General features: G+C 43.9%; 21 protein-coding genes. 17 read left to right on the top strand and 4 right to left on the bottom strand.

The window, feature by feature from the left end:
• The first annotated feature begins 241 nt into the window (after positions 1-241).
• The 3 genes from AXE77_RS01470 to AXE77_RS01460 all read left to right on the top strand — a co-directional run bounded on the left by AXE77_RS01470 (position 242) and on the right by AXE77_RS01460 (position 3,774).
• On the top strand, positions 242-1,612 hold the full coding sequence (locus tag AXE77_RS01470; protein WP_116711793.1) for an ABC transporter permease: 1,371 nt from the start codon (positions 242-244) through the stop codon (positions 1,610-1,612).
• A gap of 84 nt (positions 1,613-1,696) precedes the next feature.
• A complete protein-coding gene (locus tag AXE77_RS01465) occupies positions 1,697-3,043 on the top strand; it encodes an ABC transporter permease (RefSeq protein WP_116711792.1) in 1,347 nt (448 codons plus the stop codon).
• Between the two features lie 98 nt (positions 3,044-3,141).
• Positions 3,142-3,774, top strand: coding sequence for an ABC transporter ATP-binding protein (locus AXE77_RS01460; RefSeq protein ID WP_116711791.1), 633 nt, complete (start codon positions 3,142-3,144; stop codon positions 3,772-3,774).
• 265 nt (positions 3,775-4,039) lie between these two features.
• Here AXE77_RS01460 and AXE77_RS01455 read toward each other — a convergent pair whose 3' ends face one another.
• The 4 genes from AXE77_RS01455 to AXE77_RS01440 all read right to left on the bottom strand — a co-directional run bounded on the left by AXE77_RS01455 (position 4,040) and on the right by AXE77_RS01440 (position 7,535).
• The gene (locus AXE77_RS01455) at positions 4,040-4,489 is read right to left on the bottom strand and encodes a Panacea domain-containing protein (RefSeq protein ID WP_116711790.1); all 450 of its coding nucleotides are present in this window, start codon (positions 4,487-4,489) and stop codon (positions 4,040-4,042) included.
• A 220-nt stretch (positions 4,490-4,709) separates the two neighbouring features.
• Entirely contained in the window at positions 4,710-5,636 is a 927-nt protein-coding gene (locus AXE77_RS01450; RefSeq protein WP_116711789.1) for a LysR family transcriptional regulator, read from the bottom strand.
• 114 nt (positions 5,637-5,750) lie between these two features.
• Positions 5,751-6,401, bottom strand: coding sequence for an HAD family hydrolase (locus AXE77_RS01445; protein WP_116711788.1), 651 nt, complete (start codon positions 6,399-6,401; stop codon positions 5,751-5,753).
• Positions 6,402-6,491: 90 nt separating this feature from the next.
• Complete coding sequence (locus AXE77_RS01440) at positions 6,492-7,535, bottom strand: ADP-dependent NAD(P)H-hydrate dehydratase (protein ID WP_116711787.1); 1,044 nt, start codon at positions 7,533-7,535, stop codon at positions 6,492-6,494.
• A gap of 510 nt (positions 7,536-8,045) precedes the next feature.
• Here AXE77_RS01440 and AXE77_RS01435 point away from each other — a divergent pair.
• The 14 genes from AXE77_RS01435 to purH form a co-directional block, all read left to right on the top strand.
• Positions 8,046-9,227 (top strand): metal ABC transporter substrate-binding protein, encoded by a 1,182-nt coding sequence (locus AXE77_RS01435; RefSeq protein WP_116711786.1) that lies wholly within the window; start codon positions 8,046-8,048, stop codon positions 9,225-9,227.
• A 63-nt stretch (positions 9,228-9,290) separates the two neighbouring features.
• The gene (locus tag AXE77_RS01430; protein ID WP_116712045.1) at positions 9,291-10,082 is read left to right on the top strand and encodes a metal ABC transporter ATP-binding protein; all 792 of its coding nucleotides are present in this window, start codon (positions 9,291-9,293) and stop codon (positions 10,080-10,082) included.
• Entirely contained in the window at positions 10,082-11,050 is a 969-nt protein-coding gene (locus AXE77_RS01425) for a metal ABC transporter permease (protein WP_116711785.1), read from the top strand. The genes AXE77_RS01430 and AXE77_RS01425 overlap by 1 nt, the downstream gene beginning before the upstream one ends.
• Positions 11,051-11,911, top strand: a complete 861-nt coding sequence (locus AXE77_RS01420) for a metal ABC transporter permease (protein WP_116711784.1) — start codon at positions 11,051-11,053, stop codon at positions 11,909-11,911.
• A 174-nt stretch (positions 11,912-12,085) separates the two neighbouring features.
• Positions 12,086-14,116: a threonine--tRNA ligase gene (thrS, locus tag AXE77_RS01415; protein ID WP_116711783.1), complete on the top strand. Its 2,031-nt coding sequence runs from the start codon at positions 12,086-12,088 to the stop codon at positions 14,114-14,116.
• A gap of 193 nt (positions 14,117-14,309) precedes the next feature.
• Positions 14,310-14,966 (top strand): CDP-alcohol phosphatidyltransferase family protein, encoded by a 657-nt coding sequence (locus tag AXE77_RS01410; RefSeq protein ID WP_116711782.1) that lies wholly within the window; start codon positions 14,310-14,312, stop codon positions 14,964-14,966.
• A 62-nt stretch (positions 14,967-15,028) separates the two neighbouring features.
• Positions 15,029-15,787: a YebC/PmpR family DNA-binding transcriptional regulator gene (locus AXE77_RS01405; RefSeq protein ID WP_116711781.1), complete on the top strand. Its 759-nt coding sequence runs from the start codon at positions 15,029-15,031 to the stop codon at positions 15,785-15,787.
• Between the two features lie 6 nt (positions 15,788-15,793).
• Positions 15,794-16,375, top strand: a complete 582-nt coding sequence (gene ruvC, locus AXE77_RS01400; protein ID WP_116711780.1) for a crossover junction endodeoxyribonuclease RuvC — start codon at positions 15,794-15,796, stop codon at positions 16,373-16,375.
• Positions 16,376-16,480: 105 nt separating this feature from the next.
• Positions 16,481-17,110 (top strand): Holliday junction branch migration protein RuvA, encoded by a 630-nt coding sequence (gene ruvA / locus AXE77_RS01395; RefSeq protein ID WP_116711779.1) that lies wholly within the window; start codon positions 16,481-16,483, stop codon positions 17,108-17,110.
• 44 nt (positions 17,111-17,154) lie between these two features.
• Positions 17,155-18,216, top strand: a complete 1,062-nt coding sequence (gene ruvB, locus AXE77_RS01390; RefSeq protein WP_116711778.1) for a Holliday junction branch migration DNA helicase RuvB — start codon at positions 17,155-17,157, stop codon at positions 18,214-18,216.
• A 61-nt stretch (positions 18,217-18,277) separates the two neighbouring features.
• Entirely contained in the window at positions 18,278-18,745 is a 468-nt protein-coding gene (gene yajC, locus AXE77_RS01385; RefSeq protein WP_116711777.1) for a preprotein translocase subunit YajC, read from the top strand.
• A gap of 119 nt (positions 18,746-18,864) precedes the next feature.
• Entirely contained in the window at positions 18,865-19,446 is a 582-nt protein-coding gene (locus AXE77_RS01380; protein WP_116712044.1) for an adenine phosphoribosyltransferase, read from the top strand.
• 83 nt (positions 19,447-19,529) lie between these two features.
• The gene (locus tag AXE77_RS01375; protein ID WP_240612613.1) at positions 19,530-21,641 is read left to right on the top strand and encodes a cell division protein PerM; all 2,112 of its coding nucleotides are present in this window, start codon (positions 19,530-19,532) and stop codon (positions 21,639-21,641) included.
• A gap of 21 nt (positions 21,642-21,662) precedes the next feature.
• Positions 21,663-23,117: bifunctional phosphoribosylaminoimidazolecarboxamide formyltransferase/IMP cyclohydrolase (gene purH, locus AXE77_RS01370; protein WP_165846022.1), on the top strand; the 1,455-nt coding region annotated here is incomplete at its 3' end.

Genomic DNA, 23,117 nt, shown 5'->3' with positions numbered 1-23,117 from the left:
TGCGTGTTGTCTGTTATTTTGTTGATTGTGCACGATATTTGTGTAATATCTTTTGTAAAATCGTTATAATGTCTTAATTTGTTGTAAGGAAAAGTAAGATATTTCCCAAAATTTTCTGTAGCTTTCAAGTTAATCAGCAGTTTTTTCAAAGCGTTTTTTCAGGCTAGGTACGTTAGGCTACTTATCGTGTATCTTCCAAGATTGAAGGTATGTGTCATATTTCAGTGAGGAAAGGTAGTCGATGACGTTTATCTCTCGTGCAATACGCTACATTCTGAGAAAACGAATAAAAACGGCAATAGTATTCGTTATTGTTGCGCTTATTTCAACATTACTGTGCGCAACTTCTGCGGTTTCTGCTGCTGCTGAGAAAGAAAGAGAAAAAGTTGAATCGCAAGCAGAATCTAGTTTTGTGCTTGCAAACAATCCACAAGTAAATCCTGGAACTCCTCGAGGTGCCGGAACGGTAAAACCTAAGGATGTGAAAGCAATCGCGAAGTTGCCAGGAGTATCGTCATATGTAGTACGGCAAAACGTGACAGCGGATTTGGTCAATGCAAAAGCTGCGCGTATTCCAGGCGTACAAGATTATGATGAGCGTCGCGAAAAGCAGTTTGGTAATGCTGTTAATCTCGAAGGAACTAATGATTCAGCAGGTCTTAACGCGTTTAAAACAAAAGCAATAACCATATCTAAAGGTAAGCATTTGCTCACTGGTAATGTTCACGCATCACTTATTCATGAAGATCTTGCCAAAGCTAACGGTCTTCATGTAGGGGATACTCTCGTACTTCGCGCTAATCCTTACGATGCTGACAATATTAACCAATCAACCGCAACTGTGAAAACTCGTATTGTTGGAATTTATGCGGGAGCAAATAAGCGCCAGGTTGCAACTCGTGCGGAACTGACTGCCAATATGGTGTATACGGATTTGCAAACTACGCGCGAATTGTATAAATATAAGCCGGGAAAAGAAATATATCAGGATGCAAGCTTCCGTGTGCAGCGAGGTATGGATGCGGATCAGATTATGGCACAAGCTACTAAATTGCCTATTGATTTGCAAAGTTATCAGCTAACTCGCGATGACCAGTTTGTTACAGGCTTATTGAAAGCTTCGCAAGGCGTGAATTCTATGATGAATGTTACTACGATTGCCGTAATATCTTTCGCTATTATTGCGCTTGGATTGGTGCTTTTGTTGTGGATGAATGAGCGACGTCGCGAAATTGGAATATTTGCTGCGATTGGTACAGGAAAGTTATCTATCGCTGGTCAGTATCTCACTGAGATTGTGTTGATTTCTATACCTTCGTTGGTCGTAGGCTATCTTTTTGCTAACGTTGTAGCGCCGTGGATGGGTAATGCTGCTCTCGGATCGGTTAATTCTTCCGCTGCTCGCGATTTGAGCACCATGGGTCAAGCTGGTGGAAATCTTGAATCAACTTTGGCAACGAGAACACTAGAAAAACTTACAGTACACGTAGACATATCATGTCTCGCTGGAGTTTCGGCAATGGTATGTGTAGTAATCGTTATTGCTGTAGTGTTGTCGTATTTGCCAATGATGTGCAAATCTCCTCGAGAATTGCTTGGATTGCAGCAGTAACAATTTGTAAAGAAGTAACAGGATATCTTTGTTACATACGTCAATTGTGTGAAAATTTATACGAAATGTTAATGGAGTATCACTATGTGTGATGATATAACTTCTATATGTGCCAGAGCTTGGCTTGCAATAGTGCGCAAGCCTCGACGCAACGCAATAATTGTGCTGATTATGACTCTTGTTTTAAGCGCGCTAGTTTCGCAAGCTGGTATTAGCGCTTCTGCTGAGAGTGCTAGAGATCACATTCAATCCAGCATTGGTTTAGGTTTTACTGTACAGGCAAAGACTCGTGGTGAAACTCTTCCAGAGCAAAGTAATGCAAATTCTAATTCCGATACTAATTCCGAGGCTAATTCTGATACTAAAGTATCTGATTCCCCAATTCCTCAAGATTTGGGCGCAAATGAAGGAATTGACTCTAGCCAAATTCGTAAATTTGCTGCAATTGCGGGCGTAAAAACTGTAGTGGAAGAGCGCGATGTTTTAGCTACGCCTGTTGGGAAGCAACTTGTGCTTCCTACGCAGGGTCCTAGACTAGACGATGATGTTTTGGCTCATGCTGCTGGAATTACTGGCACAACAGATTCTCGATTGTCTCAGGGTTTTCAAGAAGGATTGTACCATTTAGAGCAGGGTGAGCATATTACTGATCGTTCTTCTGGTAGAGCAATAGTGCATCGTGATTTTGCTAAAAAGAATAATCTTAAGATTGGTTCTACTATAACTCTTAAGCAGGGGTTTAATGTAAAAGTTCGCGTTGTTGGAATTTTTGCTGGTAAGTTGCAAACTAAAGGGGCGCTTCCTTCGGATGCGTCAGAAAATCGCATATTTACTGACTTAAGTTCGGCTTTGTCTTTAGCTGGCTCTTCTAAGCGAGGTGTTTTGCGGTGCATGGTTGAACGTTCTGATCTATTGGATAGCGCAATGCGTCATGCTAAAAGTATTGCCGGAAAGTGGGCAGATGTAGAGCAGAACGCTTCGCAATTGTCTGGTGTAATAAGCTCGGTTAATTCTGTGCAGCAACTTGTGCTAATGATTTTCGTTGCGCTAAGTTTGGTAGGCATTTTAGTGCTTGGACTTGTATTAGTGTTCTGGGTTAGATCGCGTATGCATGAAATTGGCGTACTCATGTCGCTTGGATTGTCGAGAGCAATAATAGTTAGCCAATTGCTTGTTGAAATAGTGATACTTAATCTTGTGTCATTTGTAATTTCGCTGGGCTTGGGTGCTGCTTTTTCAGGTATTATTGGTTCCGCGATTTTGCATAGTGCAGATTCATCGATTGTTGTGGGCGACGCGCCAGTATTGCCATTTTTGCAGACGTTTGCGGCTTTTGCTATGGGCTTATTTATTTCTGCAGTGGCGTTGATAGTTGCAGTGCTGCCAATATTAATAAAGAAGCCTCGGCAAATACTGAGCGCTATGAGCTAGCAAATAAATGTAGTTGCGTATGTGCAGTTTCTACTAAAAGCGCAACCCTATAAATCGTACAAATCGTATTTAAATTATGTAAAAATAAGGAGCTTATTATGTCGGCTTTGTTGCAATTAAAAAATGTCAAGTATACGTATGGCCCTGCAAACATTGTGGTATTGAACGATGTGAATGTTGAGTTTGAAACTGGGAAAATGTACAGTATTACGGGAGCGTCGGGAGCTGGAAAGTCTACCATGCTTTCATTATTGGCTGGATTGGATACTCCGTATAGTGGCGAGGTGCTTTTTGACGGTGAAAATATTGCGAAAACAGGATATGTTGAGCATCGCAAAAAGCATATTTCGCTTGTTTTCCAAAATTTCAATCTTATAGATTATTTGACGCCATTAGAAAATTTGCGTTTAGTAAATCGGCGCGCGGACGCTCAAGTGCTAATAGATCTTGGGTTGACTGAAGAAGAAGTGAATCGTAATGTGACGCAACTTTCTGGTGGCCAACAACAGCGTGTGGCAATTGGGCGAGCTTTAGTATCTTCGGCTCCGGTAATTTTGGCTGATGAGCCTACTGGAAGTCTTGATCCTGCAACTACTAAAGAAGTTATTGCAATATTGAAGAATGTTGCGCATGAACACGGTAAATGTGTGATTGTTGTTACGCATGATTCTTATGTTGCGGCTCAAGCCGATATAAAATACGTACTAAAAAATAAGCAGCTTAAAAAGTAGCAACTTAAAAAGTAGCAGTAAAAAAATATCAGTAAAACGTAAAAAAATAGTGTTAGTCATATTTGTAACTAACACATATTCGTTTAATGTGTAAAACGTATGGGTGTAATTTTTTAACGGTATTAGTAAAGATTTCGCCCATACGTTTTATATTGTCGCCTATTTTATTGTCGCCCTATTATTGTCGCCTATGCGTTTATGTATTGCTTCCTATGCGTTGTTGCGCAGGTTATAGCGGTACGATATTGACAATACTTTCGCACTATTACACAATAGGATGCTTCATGTAGTAGTCGCGCATGGATTGTTTGGAAATAATTTCTTCGCTTCCCATGTGTTCTGGTATGCCAATTCTTGCTTGGATCCACGGCGCCTCTTGGTGCGTTCTTTCACTTAATTCGTTGCCAGTAAGTTTTCCGAGCTTATTGCATACAGCGTTGATAATATCGACTTGTTCTTGGTCTAAAATAATCCCGTTTTCGTAACGAGTGAACAGCAGCTCCTTATGGTGAATCATAAATCTTCCACGATGACGATTGAACAATTCCAACGAAACTGGACCATTACGCCATGCTTCAAAATCTTCGGGGAATAGGGATAATCCTGTAGTGGCCAGGCTATGAGCTTGCGAATAATAGGCGAGCTTCTGCAGTTTCATAGTGGTCATACTTCCTTGGATTTCCAATATTTTTGCCGCCACATTAATGATAGTCATGGTATACACCTCCCTTGAAAATTACGAAACAATTGTGATTCTATGAGAGGCAAAAATACGCGTCAACACAAACAGAAAAATGTGGATAACTTTCTCGCTAAGTTATCAAAATAAGTTATCAAAATAAGTTATCAAAATAAGTTATCAAAATAAGCTATCAAAATAAGCTATCAAAATAAGCTACGAGATACTAATTTACCAAGGTAACGCGCTATCTTTTTTAGGCGTCAATAAGACTGTAACCATGTTTAGTGAGTACTGATTTAAGTTGCGCAAGATAGGCGAGTGAAGCTTTTGAAAGTTTCGTGCGTTCGTTGGTAATCCAGCCTACGAGCATAGTGTCGTCACATTCCAAAGGAATAGTAACGATTTTTTCGTTGTTTAGGTCGCCATTATCGATGCCGGTGCAAACCGTGTAACCATTCAATCCAATAATAAAATTCAAAATAGTAGCGCGGTCGGAAACGTTGATTTTTTTAGGTGGGCGAGTAGGCCATACTGCTTCTTCCGCAAAGAAGAAACTTCCTTCCTCTCCCTGTTCGTACTGAATAAACGGGTATGGTTTCAAATCTTCCAAACTTAAGCTTTTACGTACAGCAAGAGGATTGTTCCTAGAAAGAAAAACGTGCAATTTCGCGCGGAAAAGCGGATGGAATTCCAAATGTTTTTCGCGAAGTAACTTGCCAATTACGTCTTTGTTATAGTCAGAAAGATAAAGAATTCCAAGGTCTGCACGCATATCGCTAACTTGTTTAATAATATTTTTGGTGCGCGTTTCACGAATAGAAAACTCGTATTCGTCTGAATGAATACTACGAATCATCTCAACGAAAGCTTCAACTGCAAACATATAATGTTGCGTTGCCACGCTGCACAATTGCGGACGCGGTTTCGTACTTTTGTAACGTTCCTCGAGCAAATCTGCTTGCTCAATTACTTGGCGAGCATACGTTAAAAACTCAGCTCCGTCAGCAGTTAACGCAATTCCCTGCGTGGAACGAGTAAAAATCTCAATATTGAGTTCGCGCTCCAGCTCTTTAACCGATGAACTTAATGCAGGTTGTGAAATATATAATGCTCGAGCTGCCTCGTTCATAGAACCGCAGTCAACGATTTTCACAATATATTTCAACTGTAATAAAGTCATGTTAAAGCTTCCTTTACGCACTAACAAAAGTAGCACTCAATGGGTAAAAATTACATAAAACAAACCTTAACGAATTTAGCAAAAGGTATCGGCATAACGCACAAATAATTTATGTTAAAGCTCAACGCCAATTGAAGCTAAATCCTTACGGGCTTGATCGGCTGTAGTAAAAACAAAACCGTGCATACCTACGGCGTGCGCACCATCAATATTCGCAGGCTTATCGTCGAAAAACACGGTATGCTCTGCTTGAAGTCCAAAGCGACTCATAGCAAGTTCAAAAATTTCAGGCTCTGGTTTATGCAAATGTTCGACGCCGGAAATTATGGTTCCCTGCAAAAGCGTGGAAAGTTCCGGGAATTTACGCAAAGCAAGAGGGAACGTTTCCCTCGACCAATTCGTCAACCCCCACACGCCGTAACCGGCACTGCGCAAATCGTTCAACAACTCAACCATGCCGGGCATCATACGGGTAAGAACCTGATCGTAATGAGCACAATACCAGCGGAAAGCTTCAGCAAGTTCGCTACCAAATCGTCGCTCGTATTCCGGCATAAGATCTTTCAAAAGTTCGCCGCCATCCATACGGTCTTCAAATTCGTAGAATCCTGCCAAATCATCCTTGCCGAAAGTGCCGTTAGGACAAATGGTATCAACTAAATGTGGGAACTGTTTCTGTAAGCAGTTACGGCAATTCCACTCGAGTAGCACTCGGCAGTAATCGAACATAACGTCGTATATTTCAAAATTTTTTGCATCAGTCATTTATTCTGTCCTTTTATTTATTTTCGTTACTTATGTTATTTTGCGCTATTTTTACTAGCGCTACTTTTACTTTCGTTATTTCTACTTTCGCTACTTCATATTTATAAGAATCCCAAGAACGTGGGGAAGTGCGGTAATTATGTCGCTTGCCACAATCGGGTGCTCCAAAGTTAAAGGATGTTTTGCTTTTAACATATCTTGCACTAGTTGAGTGTAGTTGTTTCCGCCACTGCTGCGAGATGCGAATACTGCCGAAATCCCGTGTATTATCGCTGCGCTTGCTGCAATAAGCCCGTAGTCTGTGCGACTTTCGCTATTTTTTTCGCGTTGCGCAAGTAGCGCTCCGAGAATTCCAGCTAAAACATCTCCAGATCCTGCGGTTGCAAGCCAAGTTGGGCCGTATTGCGCAATATATATAGGTTTACGCAGATTATTCGGAGAGGCGACTGCAGTTGTGGAACCCTTAACAAGCATGGTTGCTCCCGTAAGATTTGCTGCTTTCTGAGCGTAGTTGACCGGATTTTTAAGAATCTGCTGAGCGCTTATTTCCAAGTCGTATCTAGCAAAAAGTGAGCTTAACTCTCCTGCATGAGGAGTTAGTACTACCTTTTCAAAAACGTGTTTAGGCAGTAAGTCTAATGCGCCTGCGTCTACGCATATTGGCGGTAGATTGTTGCTTGTCTGCGTTTCGGCATTGTAGTTTTCGTTTGAGTATTGTGCGAGTATGCTTTCAATGTATTTTCTTTGATTTTCGGCGCTTTCGTCGTTGCAATGTTCGTGGTCTGGTATTCCGGAGCCTACTGTTATTGCGTCGATTTTTCCGCTTAACTGCTCTGATGCAACTACTTCTGGCGATGCTTGTAATACTAAGTTTTGCGCTCGCAAAGGGCCAGCGTAGCGAACCATGCCAATATTGCTTTGCGCTCCTGCGCGTGTGCTTAATATTGCGGCTCCGGGGTAGCTGTTTGATCCGGTAATTACTCCCAGAACGCCTCTGGAATATTTGTTATCGCTTTCAAGTGCTGTCCTAAGACAAGTTGAAGCAAGATGTAAATCAACTGAAACTTCGTTAGTGACATTTGAAGGGGTAGAGGCTAGCGAGTCGTAATTTTTGTTAGAAGTACTGCCGAACATAGTATTTAAGTGTAATCGTTGTTAAGAATATGTATTGAAGATATTTTTATCTAAACTTTTGTTCTGTTAGATAAACTTATGTATTGTTTCAATCTGTAAGTATTTTGAAATTATTTGTAATTTTTTGTTACGCTGCGTGTCGGGAGTGTTGCGGCGTGTTGCGTTTATTTTTTGCTGAAAAATCGAGAAAATATCTGCTTTACTGATTTGTATATATGTTATAATCTGTTCTATTTTTTGTTGCTATACTGCCACTTTTTATTCATGGTTAAGTTAGAAATTATTAAATTAGATTTTTAAATTTCGCATTATATCAGACAAAAAATTAGCGAAACGCGCTTTTTAAAAAATAATCGTATTTTTTTGTAATTTTAATTGACCAGCTCACTTATTTTTCTTATGCTATAAACGTTATTGCGAATGATTATTTTTTTCATGAACAACTTTCATGAGTAACCTCTCACAATCAAACCCATGCAATAACGGCAAAGATTCCTGAAAGGAACAAGTGTGAAAACTTCACGAATGTTCGCAACTGCGGCTGCGGTTGCATTATTAGCAACTTCTATGAGCGCTTGCGGCTCTGCTAAAACCGCAGAAAACAAGACGCAAAATAACCAAGTAAATGTAGTAGCTACTACCACTCAGATTTGCGATTACGTAACTCAAATTGCTTCTACTGCTGATGCAAAATCTGGTTTAACTCTCAACAAAACCGATTCCCAAGGCAAGAAGTCGGTAATTGGTGCTCCTCAAGACAAAGCAAAGTCAACAATTAATCTGACTTGCTTGCTTGCTCCAAATGCTTCTGCTCACGAACACGAAATGACTCCAGGTCAGTCCAAGGCGCTTTCCAAAGCTAATTTAATGCTGGTCTCCGGTGTAGATCTTGAACACTTCCTAGACGAAGCAGTAAAGGCAACTGGCTTCAAAGGAACTATGGGTGTTACCTCCGGTATTCTCACAGCCGACGAAATTAAAGATCCAAAGGCAGAAGCTGCTAAGGAAAAGAATCTTCCTTACAAAGTTGACCGCGGTATTGCCAAGGTTCATGCCGAAAAGTGGCCTTTCCCTCCGGAAGAAGGTGAGAAAGAACCTGAATTCCAGTACGATCCACACATTTGGACTAGTACTAAGAACACCATGATTCAGGTGAAGAATATTGGTGCATTCCTTGGCAAAGCTCTTCCTAAAAGCAAGTCTATTTTTGACGAGCATGTTGAGAAATTTGTCAAAGCTTTGACAGATTTGGACGCGTGGGCAACCGAAGCTTTGAACAGCGTGCCACAGGAGCATCGCGTACTCTTCACTTCTCACGACGCTTTCGGCTACTTCTCGCGCGACTACAACGTTAAGTTTATCGGCGCTGCGCTTTCTGACTTTAACAGCCAGCAGGACGCTACTGCCGACCACATTAAGGATGCTGCAGAAGATGTGAAGAAGTCTGGTGCTGTAGCAATATTCGCTGAAAACTCCAATAATTCCAAGTCCATTAAGGCTGTGGCTGCCGCTGCAGGCGTGAAGGCTATTATTGGCGACGATGCGCTGTATGGTGACTCTTTAGGACCAGTTGAGTCTGATGGCGAAACGTATATTGGCTCCATTGTGCACAATGTTAAAACCTTAGTGAAAGCTTGGGATGGCAAGGTTCCAGCGCTTCCAGCTACGGTACAAGCTGCACTGAAGAAGTAGTTTCGCGAAAACGAAATATAAGTTGAAAAGACTGGAAATATTGTGAATAAGAGCGTCCTTGCAATGAAAGATTGCAATCTAGCTTACGGTTATAAAACCGTAGTTACGGGACTTAACGGTAGTGTAGAAGCTGGGGAGGCGTTGGCTTTAATCGGTCCAAATGGTTCGGGTAAAACAACGTTTTTACAAGCCATTATTGGCATCGTGCGTGTAAGCCATGGTGAGTTGCGCATGCCAAAATCTCTTTCTATCGGCTACGTACCACAACAGGTTGATTTAGACCTGACGTTCCCAATCACTGCTAGGCAGGTTGTGGCTATGGGCTTGAGTAGGCAGACAGGATTTCTTGGTTTGCTGAATAAAGCTCAGAAAAAAGCCGTTGAGGACGCTCTTAATCATGTTGGTTTACTCAATCGTGCGGATGTTCGTTTTGGCGATCTTTCGGGCGGGCAGCGCCAACGTATTTTGCTTGCGCGCGCTATCGTTGCCAAGCCAACTTTGATTCTTCTTGACGAACCATTTAACGGTTTGGATGAGCCAAATCGTCGTGAACTTCTTAATATTATGAACTCCGCAAAGCAAGAAGGTATTGCTTTTGTTGTTTCTACTCACGACTTAGTTATTGCGGATGCTATTTGCGAAAAAGCGCTACTTTTGGCTGGAAAGCAGGTTGCGTTTGGTGAGCTTCATGAAGTAATGACGAAAGAGAATATTACACGTGCTTACGGCGGTAGTATGCCGGCTGCTACTGCTGGTATTACGCTTTCTAAAATGGCTCAGGATGATGCTCAAGGCACTCAAGACGACGCTCAGTGCACTCAAGGTGACGTTCAAGAAAAAGAAAGTCAAAAATAATGCTGGCTCAAATAGTTGAATCACTAAGGCAGGCGTTAGAACCAATTCCAGGTTTTGACTTTATTGCGTCGGCACCTTATATTTTTCGCCCATTTTGCCTTCTTATAGTACTTTCTATAGCTAGCGGAATCGTTGGCGTATGTGTAAATTTGCGTTGTGCGGAATTTAATGCGGAAGCCATTGTTCACGGCATTTTTCCAGGCATTGTGGTCGGCGCATTATACGGCGGTATCGATCGCATTATTCCGGGTGCTGCAATTTGCGCAGTATTTTTGGTTGCGGCGTTGGTGTGGGCTTCGCGTTCAGCTCGAATTAACGAATCTGTTATTGCTACGGTTCTTACAACTTTCTTCGCTCTCGGCGTAGTAATTTCCCTTAAAAAAGGCGATATGTCAGGACAGCTTGAAGCGCTTATGTTTGGTAGGCTTCTCGACGTTACCGACGAGCGTATGACGCAGGCTATGTGGATTTGCTTGTTTGCGATTGTGGTACTTCTTGCCACGTGGAAGCAGCAGATTATTGTTGCTTTCGATCGCGCAAGTGCCCCTCTTATGGGCGTTCATACGCTGTTTATCGATATTGTGCTCAACGTTGGTATAGCGGCAGTGGTGGTTTCTGCATCTTCTGCGGTTGGCGTGCTGCTAGTTATTGGGTATTTGATTATTCCTGGAGCTAGTGCGCGTTTAGTTGCTCGCACGGCTGCTCGTATGGTTGCGGTTGGTGTCGCCGTCGGCATTGCGGGAGTTGTGCTGGGAATGTATGTTATGAATCTTGAACTGGATCATCCCGTTTCGCCGCAAGCTGCAATTGCTTTAAGTATGTGCGCAATGTTTGTGGTTGTGCTCGTATTGCGTTGGGCTTTCCGCTTTGTGTCCTCAATGGTTTCCTCGCATAAATCCAATAGCACAATCGCTAATAATATTCACTGCGCAAAGTTTTCAGCAATCTCAGAACAGCAGGGGGCTTAAATGGTAAGTATTTGGCAAATTATTGCGCTCCCTATTGTTGAAGCGATTGTAGTCGGCGCATTATGCGGTTTTGTAGGCTCCCTGGCTCTTCTCAATCAACGCATATTCTTTACAGAATCCATTACGCACGCAGCTTTTCCTGGAGCTGTTCTTGGCGTAGTTTTAACTTCTATGTACACAATAGACCAGAATGTGCTGTCGCTTGGATTGTTTATAGGCGCTGCAGTGGCGTGTGTTGTGCTTTCTTTCGTAATGTACGCGCTTTCGCATCTTAAAGGTATTTCTTCGCAGGCGTCAGCAGGAATTACGCTTACTGTAGGTTTCGCTAGCGGATACTTTTTGAATAAGTGGTTTGCGCCTCTGCCACTTCGTATTGAAGGATTTTTAACCGGATCTTTGCTTAATTGCACTCCTGCAGACGTTGCGTCAGCGGCAGTAGCGTTCTTGCTGGTTGCAGGTATTTGGATTGCTGGTGCAGCGAATTTAGTGCACTGTTCATTTGATCCGATTAATTACCGTGCTTCCGGCGGAAAAGCTGGATTTATACAGGGCATGGTTCTGGCTCTGATTATTGTTACGGTTTCGGTTATTATTCCGGCAGTCGGAACCGTTGTTTCCGTATCTCTTATCGCGGCTCCTGCAGCAGCGTTAAAAGGAAGAATTGCGTCCATTAATAAGTTTGTGCTTGCTTGCGTAGTATCTTCTGTTTTAATAGCGCTTACTGGATTAGCGCTTGCTGTAATACTCAAGCTTTCGGCAGGAGGCACTATTGCTATTTGTGCTGGAGCTTTCTTCTTAATCGTCAAATTTAGTGAGTGGCTTATTTTTAATTTACGCAAGTGCAAATCTGTTGCAGCATAGTTGAAGTCTTACTCGTGTCCTAAAGTATCAATGAATTGCGCGTGAAAAATGCGCGCGATTGACGTCGTTTTTTGCGCGTTTTTATTAATTGTTTAATCGCGTAAGTTTTATCGACGCCACGCAAGTCCAGGTCTGCACATTAGTAACGCAAGACCCCGATAGAAAAGGACAATTATGGCTGAAAATACCATCTCCATCACCGTAAACGAGGAACGCAAGGAGGTGGATGCAAGCTTCACTGGCGTTGAACTTTTCGCGGAAGATAAAAATATTATTGCCGTGCGTTTAAATGGCGAGTTGCGTGATTTGTACACGCCTCTTCATGACGGCGATACCGTGGAATCAGTAGCCCTTGATAGTGAAGATGGCATCGCAATCATGCGTCATTCCGCTACTCACGTGATGGCTCAGGCTGTTCAAGAAATTCGACCAGACGCAAAGTTAGGCGTTGGCCCTGTGATTAAAGACGGCTTCTACTACGATTTTGATGTTGATACTCCGTTTACGCCGGACGATTTGAAGCAAATCGAAAAGCATATGCAGCGCATTATTAAAGAGTCGCAATCCTTCCGCCGTCGCGTTGTAACAGAAGAAGAAGCGCGAGCTGAGGAAGCAAACCAACCTTATAAGTTGGAGTTGATTGGTGATAAAGAAGCGGCTCTTGATCCAGCTGCATCTGGCGAGATCAGCAAGCATGAGCTTAGCATGTACGACAATGTGGATCGCGAAGGCAATAAAGTTTGGAGCGATTTGTGCCGTGGACCTCACCTTCCAAATACGCGCTATATTAAGGCTTTTAAGCTTGAACGAGTTGCTGCAGCTTACTGGCGTGGTTCGGAGCAGAACCCTATGCTTCAGCGCATTTACGGCACTGCATGGCCTAGCAAGGAAGAGCTTAAGGCTTATACAACTCGCATGGAAGAAGCTGCTAAGCGAGATCACCGCAAGCTTGGCCAAGAGATGGATTTGTTCTCCTTCCCAGACGAGATTGGACCAGGTTTGGCTGTGTTCCATCCAAAGGGTGCTGCAATTATTAACGCAATGGAAGATTATTCCCGCGAGCAGCATCGCAAGCATCACTACAGCTTCGTGCAAACTCCGCACATCACTAAGGGCGGATTGTATGAGACTTCCGGCCACTTGCAGTGGTACAAGGATGGCATGTATCCTCCAATGAAGCTTGACGAAGAGCGCGACGAAAACGGTAACGTAACTCGCCAAGGTGCTGACTACTATTTGAAGCCAATGAACTGCCCAATGCATAACTTGATCTTCAAGTCTCGCCAGCGTTCTTATCGTGAGCTTCCTTTGCGCTTGTTCGAGTTTGGTACCGTGTATCGTTACGAAAAGTCTGGCGTTGTTCACGGTCTTACTCGTGTGCGCGGCTTAACTCAGGACGATTCGCATATTTACTGCACTCGCGAGCAGATGCGCGACGAATTGAAGAGCTTGCTTAACTTCGTGCTTGGTCTTCTTAAAGATTTTGGTTTGAACGACTTCTACTTGGAGCTTTCCACTAAGGATGAGCACAAGTTCGTTGGTTCCGACGAGATTTGGGAAGAAGCAACGAACACTTTGGCAGAGGTTGCTAAAGATTCTGGCTTGGAACTCGTGGACGATCCAGGTGGAGCTGCATTCTACGGCCCGAAGATTTCTGTGCAAGCGCGCGACGCAATCGGCCGCACTTGGCAGGTTTCTACCATTCAGCTCGACTTCAACTTGCCTGAGCGTTTTAAGTTGGAGTATATTGCAGCCGACGGTAGTCACCAGCGTCCGGTGATGATTCACCGCGCACTCTTCGGATCTATTGAGCGCTTCTTCGCTATTTTGCTTGAGCATTACGCAGGCGCGTTCCCAGCATGGTTGGCTCCAGTTCAGGTGACTGGCGTTCCTGTTGCAGACGAATTCGCTCCGCATTTGCAAAAGATTATTAGCGATTTGGAAGAGAACATGGTTCGTTGCGAAATGGACAGTTCTGACGATCGCTTTGGTAAGAAGATTCGTAACGCTTCCAAGTCTAAGGTGCCGTTCACTTTGATTGCTGGCGAAGAGGATGTGAACAACAATGCTGTGAGCTTCCGCTTCCGCGACGGTAGCCAGTTGAACGGTGTTCCTGTCCAGCAAGCTAAAGAGTGGATTCTTTCCATTATTAAGCAGCGCGTTCAGGTGAATACTGCTGAAGATTTCGAGCGCTACACTAAGTAACTTAATTTAGGTAACCTAACTTAAGTAAGCTAAGCTATGTAAGCTGAATCTTAACTAACAAAAGCCCACACTTCTTAACGTTGTGTGGGCTTTTTATTATCTTCTTACTATCTTCTTACAGTCGCACAGCTACTATAAAAGTGTTATTGAACCCGAGTTTTACTTGCTTGATTGCGCTAGGAAGGTTGATTCGATGCTGGAATCGTTACGCAGTGGTTTTAAGCGCGTTATTGCCCCGATTGCAAAATTGCTAGTTCGACTAGGCGTAAGTGCTGATGCGGTAACAATTGTTGGCACATTAGCAGTAGTTGTTACAGCTTTCGTAACGGCTTTTACAGGCCAACTTGTTGCAGGAACTATATTGCTTACAATTTTCGTACTTGCAGATGGGTTAGATGGTTCAGTTGCTGCACTAACTACTGGTGGCACTCGCTTTGGCGCGTTTCTTGATTCTACTCTTGATCGTATTGCAGACTGGTCGCTTTTTATGGCAGTGTTCATTTGCTTATGGCGAGCAAATAATAAAAATGTGTGCATTTGGATGCCGTCCTTTATTGGAATGTCGTTGAAATACGCTGGATTATTTACTTGCATGATTGCGCTTATGGCTGCTTTTGTAACGTCGTACACTCGCGCTCGCGGGCAGTCGGTTTCGGTTGATCCTAAAAGTGGATTGATTACTAGGGCGGATCGCGTTGCGCTACTACTTATTGCTATGGGATTATCTGGAATTACTAATCAACTTTTCTGGTTAAGTTGCGCGATGATATCGCTATCAATCGGCGGTATTGTAACTGTTGTTCAACGTATTCTTGAAGTAAAGCAAGGTCTTCAACAAAAAGCTAAATAAAATTTGTCGCGAAAGCGCAATAAAATCGTTTCGTTTGATTAACTGTACGTTTTAGGAGTATCATGTCAGGTCATTCCAAGTGGGCGACTACCAAGCACAAGAAGGCCGCTATCGACGCAAAGCGTGGAAAGCTCTTTGCGAAGCTTATTAAGAACATTGAAATTGCTGCACGTTTGGGCGGCGGTGATCCTGATGGTAACCCTACTTTGTATGATGCCATCGTTAAAGCTAAGAAGGCTTCTATGCCTGCCGATAACATCAAGCGCGCTGTAAAGCGTGGTTCTGGTGAAGAAGCTGGCGGTGCCAACTATGAGGAGATTGTTTACGAAGGTTACGCTCCTGCAGGTGTTGGTTTGATTATTGAATGCCTTACCGATAACCGTAATCGTGCTGCTGCTGACGTGCGTTCCACGCTTACTAAGGGTAACGGTTCCTTGGCAACAAGCGGTTCTGTGAGCTTCAACTTCGAGCGTAAGGGCTTGATTGAGGTTCCTTCCGAAGGTGTCGATTACGATAAGCTCTTTGAAGTTGCAGCTGAAGCTGGTGCTGAGGATGTGGCCGACGACGGTGATGTGTACTCTGTTTACACTGGTTCCAGCGATTTGGTCACCGTTCGTAAGGCTTTGCAGGAGGCTGGTTTCGACTACGATTCTGCAGATATTATCATGCATCCAAATAACGAAGTTGAGTTGAGCTTGGAAGATGCTCAGAAGGTTTCTCGTTTGATTGATAATCTCGACGACCTCGATGATGTGCAGAATATTTACAGCAACTGGACTGCCTCTGATGAGGTTATGGCTCAGCTTGAGGAAGCAGAATAGTTTCCTATGATGATTTTGGGCGTTGACCCCGGGCTTACTCGCTGCGGGGTCGGCGTGATTGAAGCCGGCGTTTCGCGTCGGCTTTCTTTTATTCACGTCGATGTGTTACGGTCTGATCCTGAACTTTCTCAAGATTTGAGATTGCTTAAGATTTATAACGGTTTAGTTGAAAAAATTGAGCGTTTTTCTCCGGATGCTGTGTCTATTGAACGTGTTTTTGCTCAAGAAAATCGCAATACTGTGCTCGGTACTGCACAGGTTGCTGGTCTTGCTATGCTTGCGGCTGCCCAGCGCAATATTCCTGTAGCATTACATACGCCGACGGAAGTGAAACTTGCGGTTGCTGGGGATGGTAAAGCACAAAAACCGCAGGTTGAGCGCATGGTAGCGCGCCTATTAGGTCTTAATATACTTCCAAAGCCGGCTGATGCTGCCGACGCTTTAGCGCAAGCTATCTGTCATGCTCTTCGCCCTGCCGGTGCTTTGCAGGGAGGGGAGCGTGAGCAACATTTGACGCCGGCTCAAAAACAGTGGGCTTTGGCTCAACGTGTGGCGCGTAGTGGTTCTTCTGTCGTTCGAGACATGTAGGATATTTATAGAACATCTGTTCTATTGCTTGGTTGCGTTTATTGCTGCCAGCTTGTATAAGAACACGATTTCGTCAAGTTACGTACGGCTAAGAGGTAAGCGCTTATGATTGGAATGTTGGTTGGACAGGTGGAGTCGGTTGACGCTCGCACTGCGCTTATTCTTGTTTCGGGGGTTGGTTACGAAACATATATGCCAACTGCGGATTTAGCTACGTTACGCGAGGGGCAGGAAGTTCGTGTGTATACGTCTATGCAAGTTTCGCAAGATGCTCTAACTCTGTATGGCTTTACCAGTCAGTCGGCGAAAAAAATGTTTTTGCAAGTTCAAAAAGTTAGTGGCATTGGTCCTAAAGTTGCCCTTTCTTTACTTTCTACACTGAACGTCGATCGTCTTTTGCAGGCTATTTCAGAAGGTGATGTAACAACTCTTTCTTCCGCACCAGGATTGGGGAAGAAGGGTGCTCAAAAAATTATTTTGGAACTTAAGGGTTCTCTCGATTCTGAAATATTGACAAATACTGATAGCAGTTCTGTTAAATCGCAGCAGAAGATTTCTGATACTAGTGTGCAATCTGTAGTTGAGGGTCTTGTTTCGTTAGGTTGGAAGCAAGCTGATGCTCAGCGTGCTGTTGAGTATGTTTGTGAAAAGTGTAATTTTTCAATGCCGTTATCTGATTCAGATATGTCTGACATTCTGCGTAAGGCATTGGTTTCACTCGATAGGGGCAGGTGAGATGTGTCATATTTGTGTAGGGATGAATCGTTGGATGGTGTGCGATGAGCGATGAACATACTACTGCTGTAAATACGGGTGTTGCCGAGGCATCATTGCGTATGGTTTCTTCTGCACCTTTGGCAAATGAGCAGTTGAGCGATGAGGAGCTTCGACCGCGAGCTTTGGAAGGTTTTATTGGTCAGCCGGTGTTGAAAGCGCAGCTACAGCTCTTCTTAGACGCTGCTAAAAAACGCGAAGTACCTCCTGATCACATGCTTTTGGCTGGTCCTCCGGGTTTGGGTAAAACCACTCTCGCAATGATTGTTGCTAATGAGCTTCAAGTGCCTATTCGTATCACCTCCGGTCCTGCTATTCAGCATGCAGGCGATCTTGCATCTATATTAAGCGCTTTAGACACTGGTGAAGTGTTGTTTATTGACGAAATCCATCGTTTGCCGCGTGCTGCAGAAGAGCTGCTTTATATTGCGATGGAAGATTTTCGTGTTGACGTCATGGTAGGTAAGGGGCCTGGTGCTTCGTCGATACCGTTAACATTGCCTCGTTTTACTGTGGTTGGTGCTACAACTCGTGAAGGCATGCTTCCTTCTCCGCTGCGTGCTCGTTTTGGTTTTACGGCTCATCTTGATTTTTATCCGCAGGAGGAGCTTGAAAAGCTTATTGAACGTTCAGCTCAGGTGCTTGGTATTAAACTTGTTGACCAAGCTGCAAAGGAATTGTCGTTGCGATCGCGTGGCACTCCTCGTATTGCAAATCGTTTACTGAGGCGTGTGCGAGACTGGGCTATTGTGCACGACTTATCCGACATAAATCGTCAGGCTGTTACTGAGGCGTTGGCTTTATACCAAATCGATACGCAGGGTCTCGATCGGCTTGATATGGCAGTTTTGAAGGCGATGGTTTGCCAATTCAATGGTGGGCCGGTTGGTCTTAATAATTTAGCTGCAATGGTTGGTGAGGAATCTGAAACTGTTGAAACAGTTTGCGAACCGTATTTAGTTCGTGAAGGATTCCTCATACGAACACCTAAAGGACGTGTTGCAACCGAAAAAGCGTGGCGTCATGTAGGCTTAGAACCGCCTCGTAATGTCAGCGAGCTAGCCTAAAATATTTGATTTGGACGGCATTTCGACCGTCTTAGGGTTGGACACTTAAGGAGTTTTTACTGTGCCTCAATTTTTCCAGCAATATGGCATGCTTATCGTGCTTATCGTAGCAATGGTTGCCATGATGTGGTTCCAATCTCGTAATGCAAAGAAGCGTCAGGCTGAAATGCGTTCCTTCCACGATTCTTTGGAACCAGGTACTGAAGTTATTACCATTGGCGGGATTATCGGCAAGATTGTGAGCGTCGATACTCAGTATGAAGAAATTGTTCTCGATTCTCAGGGTAGCTTGCTTAGGGTATCATTCCGCGCTGTAAACAGAGTGTACGTGCGACCAGCGTTTATTAGTGACGAAGAAGCTGAAGCAAACGAAAAAATGGAAGCCAAAGCTGATATCGAAGAAACTGATAAACAAGATGTTTCTGAGCCAACTGCTGAGCCAACTGCTGAGCCAACTGCCGAGTCCACTGCCGAGTCCACTGAAGAAGACAGTGCAATAGCGCTTCTCGTGACGACTGCTGCAAATTAATTATGTAATACTTGAAGTTGTGATGTGTGATGCGGTTCATGCTTCGCACATCACGCGAACATGCGTATACTTTCCTCATATTCTTAAAAACAGGTTGCAACGAAAAGAACGTTAGGATTATGACAACAACGGATATTGTAGTGAAATCATTGAAGACAGTAAGCGAAGAAGATGCAGCTTATTTTGCTTCGCTGATCCGTACCATTCCGGGATTCCCAAATCCTCGTATCACTTTCCGTGATTTTCTTCCTATTTTTGCGGATGCGCGTGGTATGCGCATTTTAATCGACGCTCTTGTTGATGCACTGCCGGTGCCAGCTGATTCCATCGACCTCATTGCTGGACTTGAAGCGCGTGGATTTTTGTTTGGTCCTTTACTCGCAGCTCGTTTAGGCAAAGGTTTTCTTGCTGTTCGTAAGGCGGGTAAACTTCCTCCTCCTGTGATTACTGAGTCCTATATGCTCGAATATGGTCAAGCGAGCATCGAGATTGAGCGTGGTGCTATAAAGCCTGGTCAGCATGTGCTTATTGTTGATGATCTGATTGCGACTGGCGGTACTGCTAAGGCTGCTGCGCGCCTTGTTGAACGCGCACAAGGAGTCGTAGCAGGTTTTAGCTTCGTCATTGAACTCAACGGCATTAGTGGAATGAGTGATTTGCATAAGTTTTCGTGCAGCAGCTTAATAACCATGCCGGCATAAATAAGCTTAATATTGAAACTTTGTAAAGCGCTGAAAATAATAACACGTTTTACTCGTGTTTAGTGGCATTGAAAGGAGCTGTTATGATTGAAAAAATCAAGTCTTCCTTACTTTGCATGCTTAAGGGTGTTATTGCGCCTTGCATTACGCTTTTCGCATTTTCGCTTACCATAGGCCTGTTTTTATCGTTAACGCTTCTTGTGGTTTCTATTGAAGAGGGCACGGGTAATCTTTCTGATTCAGCCATGTCTATGACTTGGGCTGTACTCATGTTTGCTCAAGGGGTTGGAATCACTTTTGGCAACTGTGTTCTCACTATTATTCCGTTAGGCTTAACACTGCTTCTTCTATCAGTGCTTGTTGCTTTGATTCGTCGTATTAAAGGCGGCATTTTAGCCTATAGTACGGGATTTGCTGTTTGGGTTGCAGCGAATGCTGTTCTTTCTCAAAATACGCATGTTACGTTGGTTGATTCACTGCTTGTTATTATTGTCAAATGTGCTTGCATATATGTGATTGCATTAGCTATTGCATTGCTTCCTAAAAGCAGGTTTAGTGAGGTTTGTAAGAAGCGGTATCAACAAATATTTCCTTCATGGGCGCAGAAAAATATTCGTATTACGGTTCGCGCAGCTATAATAGTATTTTCTCTGTATGCTGTTGTTGCAATCGTCACCGTTGTAGTGTGGTCCTTCACACATATTGGATCCGTTAACTCGTTTTTCTTGAAGTTAGGAATGCAAAACGGTTCGCGAATACTTACTACCATTGCTTGCTTAGTATGGTTGCCAAACGTGGCAATTTGGGCATTGTCTTGGATTTGTGGAGCAGGATTTGCTATTGGCAAAGTTGCTTATTTTTCCTTAAGTGCAGCACAATATAAAGCATTACCGCCTGTGCCAGTCTTTGGCATTTTCCCTGAGTCGATTAATGATTGCGTATACCGCATTCTTTTCAACTCGCTAATTCCTACTGTTTGTGCTGTAGTCGTTTTGATTATTATTCTGCATAAACGCGGTTGTGCTCTGCAATTGCATAACATAAAAGACAGCACTGATCGTAAAACGTTTATGGTGAATGCCGCGCAGTCTGCAGGAGATTGTATTGGTATTGCAGCAATTATTACGGTGGTATGCTCCGTAGTGTTTTCCTTCGCTAATGGTTCTTTGGGAGAATATAGGCTTGCGCACATAGGTGTTGACATTATTGAGAGCACGCGCGCCGTTGGACATCTCACTTTGTACGCCGTTGGCATAGCCTGGGGATTGGCTATTATAGGCAGCTTTTTTGCATGCGGAGTGCGTTATCTTATTGGTTTGTTGCCGTACGGAAAATCTTCGCACAAAGATGAAGATCCGCAGAATAACAAGTCTTCTTTAAGTGAGCAATCTTCTGAACGCACTTTGCAGAAGGAAACGAAGGAAGCTGGAACAAAAATCGAGCGTAATCAATCTGCCGCGCGCTCGAAATCTGTCTCACATTCGAAATCTGTCCTCGACGAAATTCAGGAACTTCCACCAATTGCCTCACATTCTCCCGTAAATACAACTACGGCTGAAATTATTACCGATACTAACATTGCTACTAGTGTTGCTACTAATGTTGCTACTCAACCTAGCGATGATAGTAAGGAAACTCTTACCCGCCAGAGTAAGGCTATTCCAGCAACTGATTCTCATGTTTCAGCTACGCCTGCTTCTTCAACTTCGCACGATTTGCCAACGCAGCCTAACTCGCGCACTCAAAAATTTGAAGCGCTACGTAAACAGTCTGCTGCAGCTTTGGAAACGTTATCGACACTTACTGATAATTGCAAGCCTGCGGCTAAGCGCGTTTACCGCAAGGCAAATGAGATGACTCGTACCATTGCGCATGGCTTTACCAACGGCCTTAAAGCGAGTGTTCAAGCTGTGAAAAATGTTGCGGCCTCCAACACTACCAAAGCAACTAAGCAATCAGATACAGTGTCGCATAACGCTACTGTACGACGTGCTTCATCTCATGTCGATACGAAATCAGCGCACACTACCAAACGCGTTGCAACAGCAGTGCGTTCCTTAAAATCCGCTGCTCATGATTCTACTCACAGTCTAAGTAAAGCTGTTGGTGACAGTGAGCAGAAAATCTCACCTTTGTCTTTGAAGAAAACAGCTAGTAAACCTAGAACGGTTTCGTCAAAGGCCAAAAGAAAATAAATTCCTCACTATTAAGGAAGGATGACCGCCGTGCAACAGACACAAAGCCAAGAATTACATGCAGATGTGCTGATAACCACAGGAACGAGGTCAATTCACCGAGTACTCGTCTCAGTTTTTCACAAGGAAGGACTTGAGGTACTCGCAAAAGCGTTTATACAAGCTGGCACGGAAGTTGTGTCAACTGGTTCAACAGCAGCGCGCCTTGCTGAGCTTGGCGTGAATGTTGTTGAAGTTTCTAGCGTTACAGGATTCCCTGAGAGCCTTGATGGTAGGGTAAAAACTTTGGATCCGCATATTCATGCTGGAATTTTGGCGGATATGAATAATGCTGACCATGTTAAGCAGTTGGAAGACTTGCATATTGCCCCATTTGACGCTGTAGTAGTTAATCTGTATCCTTTCGTGGACACAGTCATGAGTGGCGCAGATAGTGACGCAATTATTGAAAAAATTGATATTGGTGGGCCTTCTATGATTAGGGCTGCGGCAAAAAACCATAAGTCTGTTGCCGTAATTACCGATCCTGCAGATTATCAATTGTTAGCTGATCGTATTACTTCTGGAGAAGGTTTTAGCTTAGAAGAGCGTGAGTATCTTGCAGGGAAAGCTTTTGAGCACACTGCTGCTTACGATGCTGCTATTGCTCAGTGGAGTAGTGCTGCATGGCCAAAACCAGAGACGCTGAGCAATTCTGCAGCTTGCGTCGATGAGTCTACAAGTGTGGATGCTAATGCTGACGAAAGAAAGAAGGTTCTGCTTCCTTCTCAGTACACGCGAACTTGGCGTTTGGAACACGAGCTTCGCTACGGCGAAAATCCTCATCAAGAGGCCGGACTCTACGTGGATCCTTTGCACAAGGGTGGTTTAGCTCAGGCTGAGCTTCTCGGCGGCAAACCAATGAGCTACAACAATTACGTGGATGCGGATGCTGCTTGGCGCGCGGTGTGGGATTTTGCTCCGCAAATTGCTGTTGCTGTTTGCAAGCATAATAATCCTTGCGGCTTGGCAATTGGAGCTACTGCAGCCGAAGCGCACAAAAAGGCTCATGCTTGCGATTCTGTGAGTGCTTATGGTGGCGTGATTGCTGCAAATACTACAGTGACTTTGGAAATGGCAGAAAGTGTTCGCCCAATTTTCACCGAAGTTATTGTTGCTCCAGACTATGAGCCTGAAGCTTTGGAATTGCTTCGCACTAAGAAGAAGAATCTTCGCATTTTGAAGGTTGCAAATCCGCCAGTTTTGGACTTGCAAGTGCATCCTATTGACGGCGGCGCGTTAGTGCAGTCGGCAGATAAGATTGACGCTTTTGGTGACAATCCTGAAAATTGGAAGCTTGTTTCTGGAGATCCTGCTGACGAAACAACTTTGCGTGACTTGCAGTTTGCGTGGCGTTCGCTTCGCTGCGTAAAATCTAACGCTATTTTGCTTGCGCACGACAATGCTACGGTTGGCATTGGTATGGGCCAGGTAAAT

Origin of the sequence: Gardnerella massiliensis, assembly GCF_003408845.1 — a bacterium.
In the GTDB taxonomy this organism is placed as follows: domain Bacteria; phylum Actinomycetota; class Actinomycetes; order Actinomycetales; family Bifidobacteriaceae; genus Bifidobacterium; species Bifidobacterium vaginale_H.
This window is presented reverse-complemented; position numbering and strand designations above follow the sequence as displayed.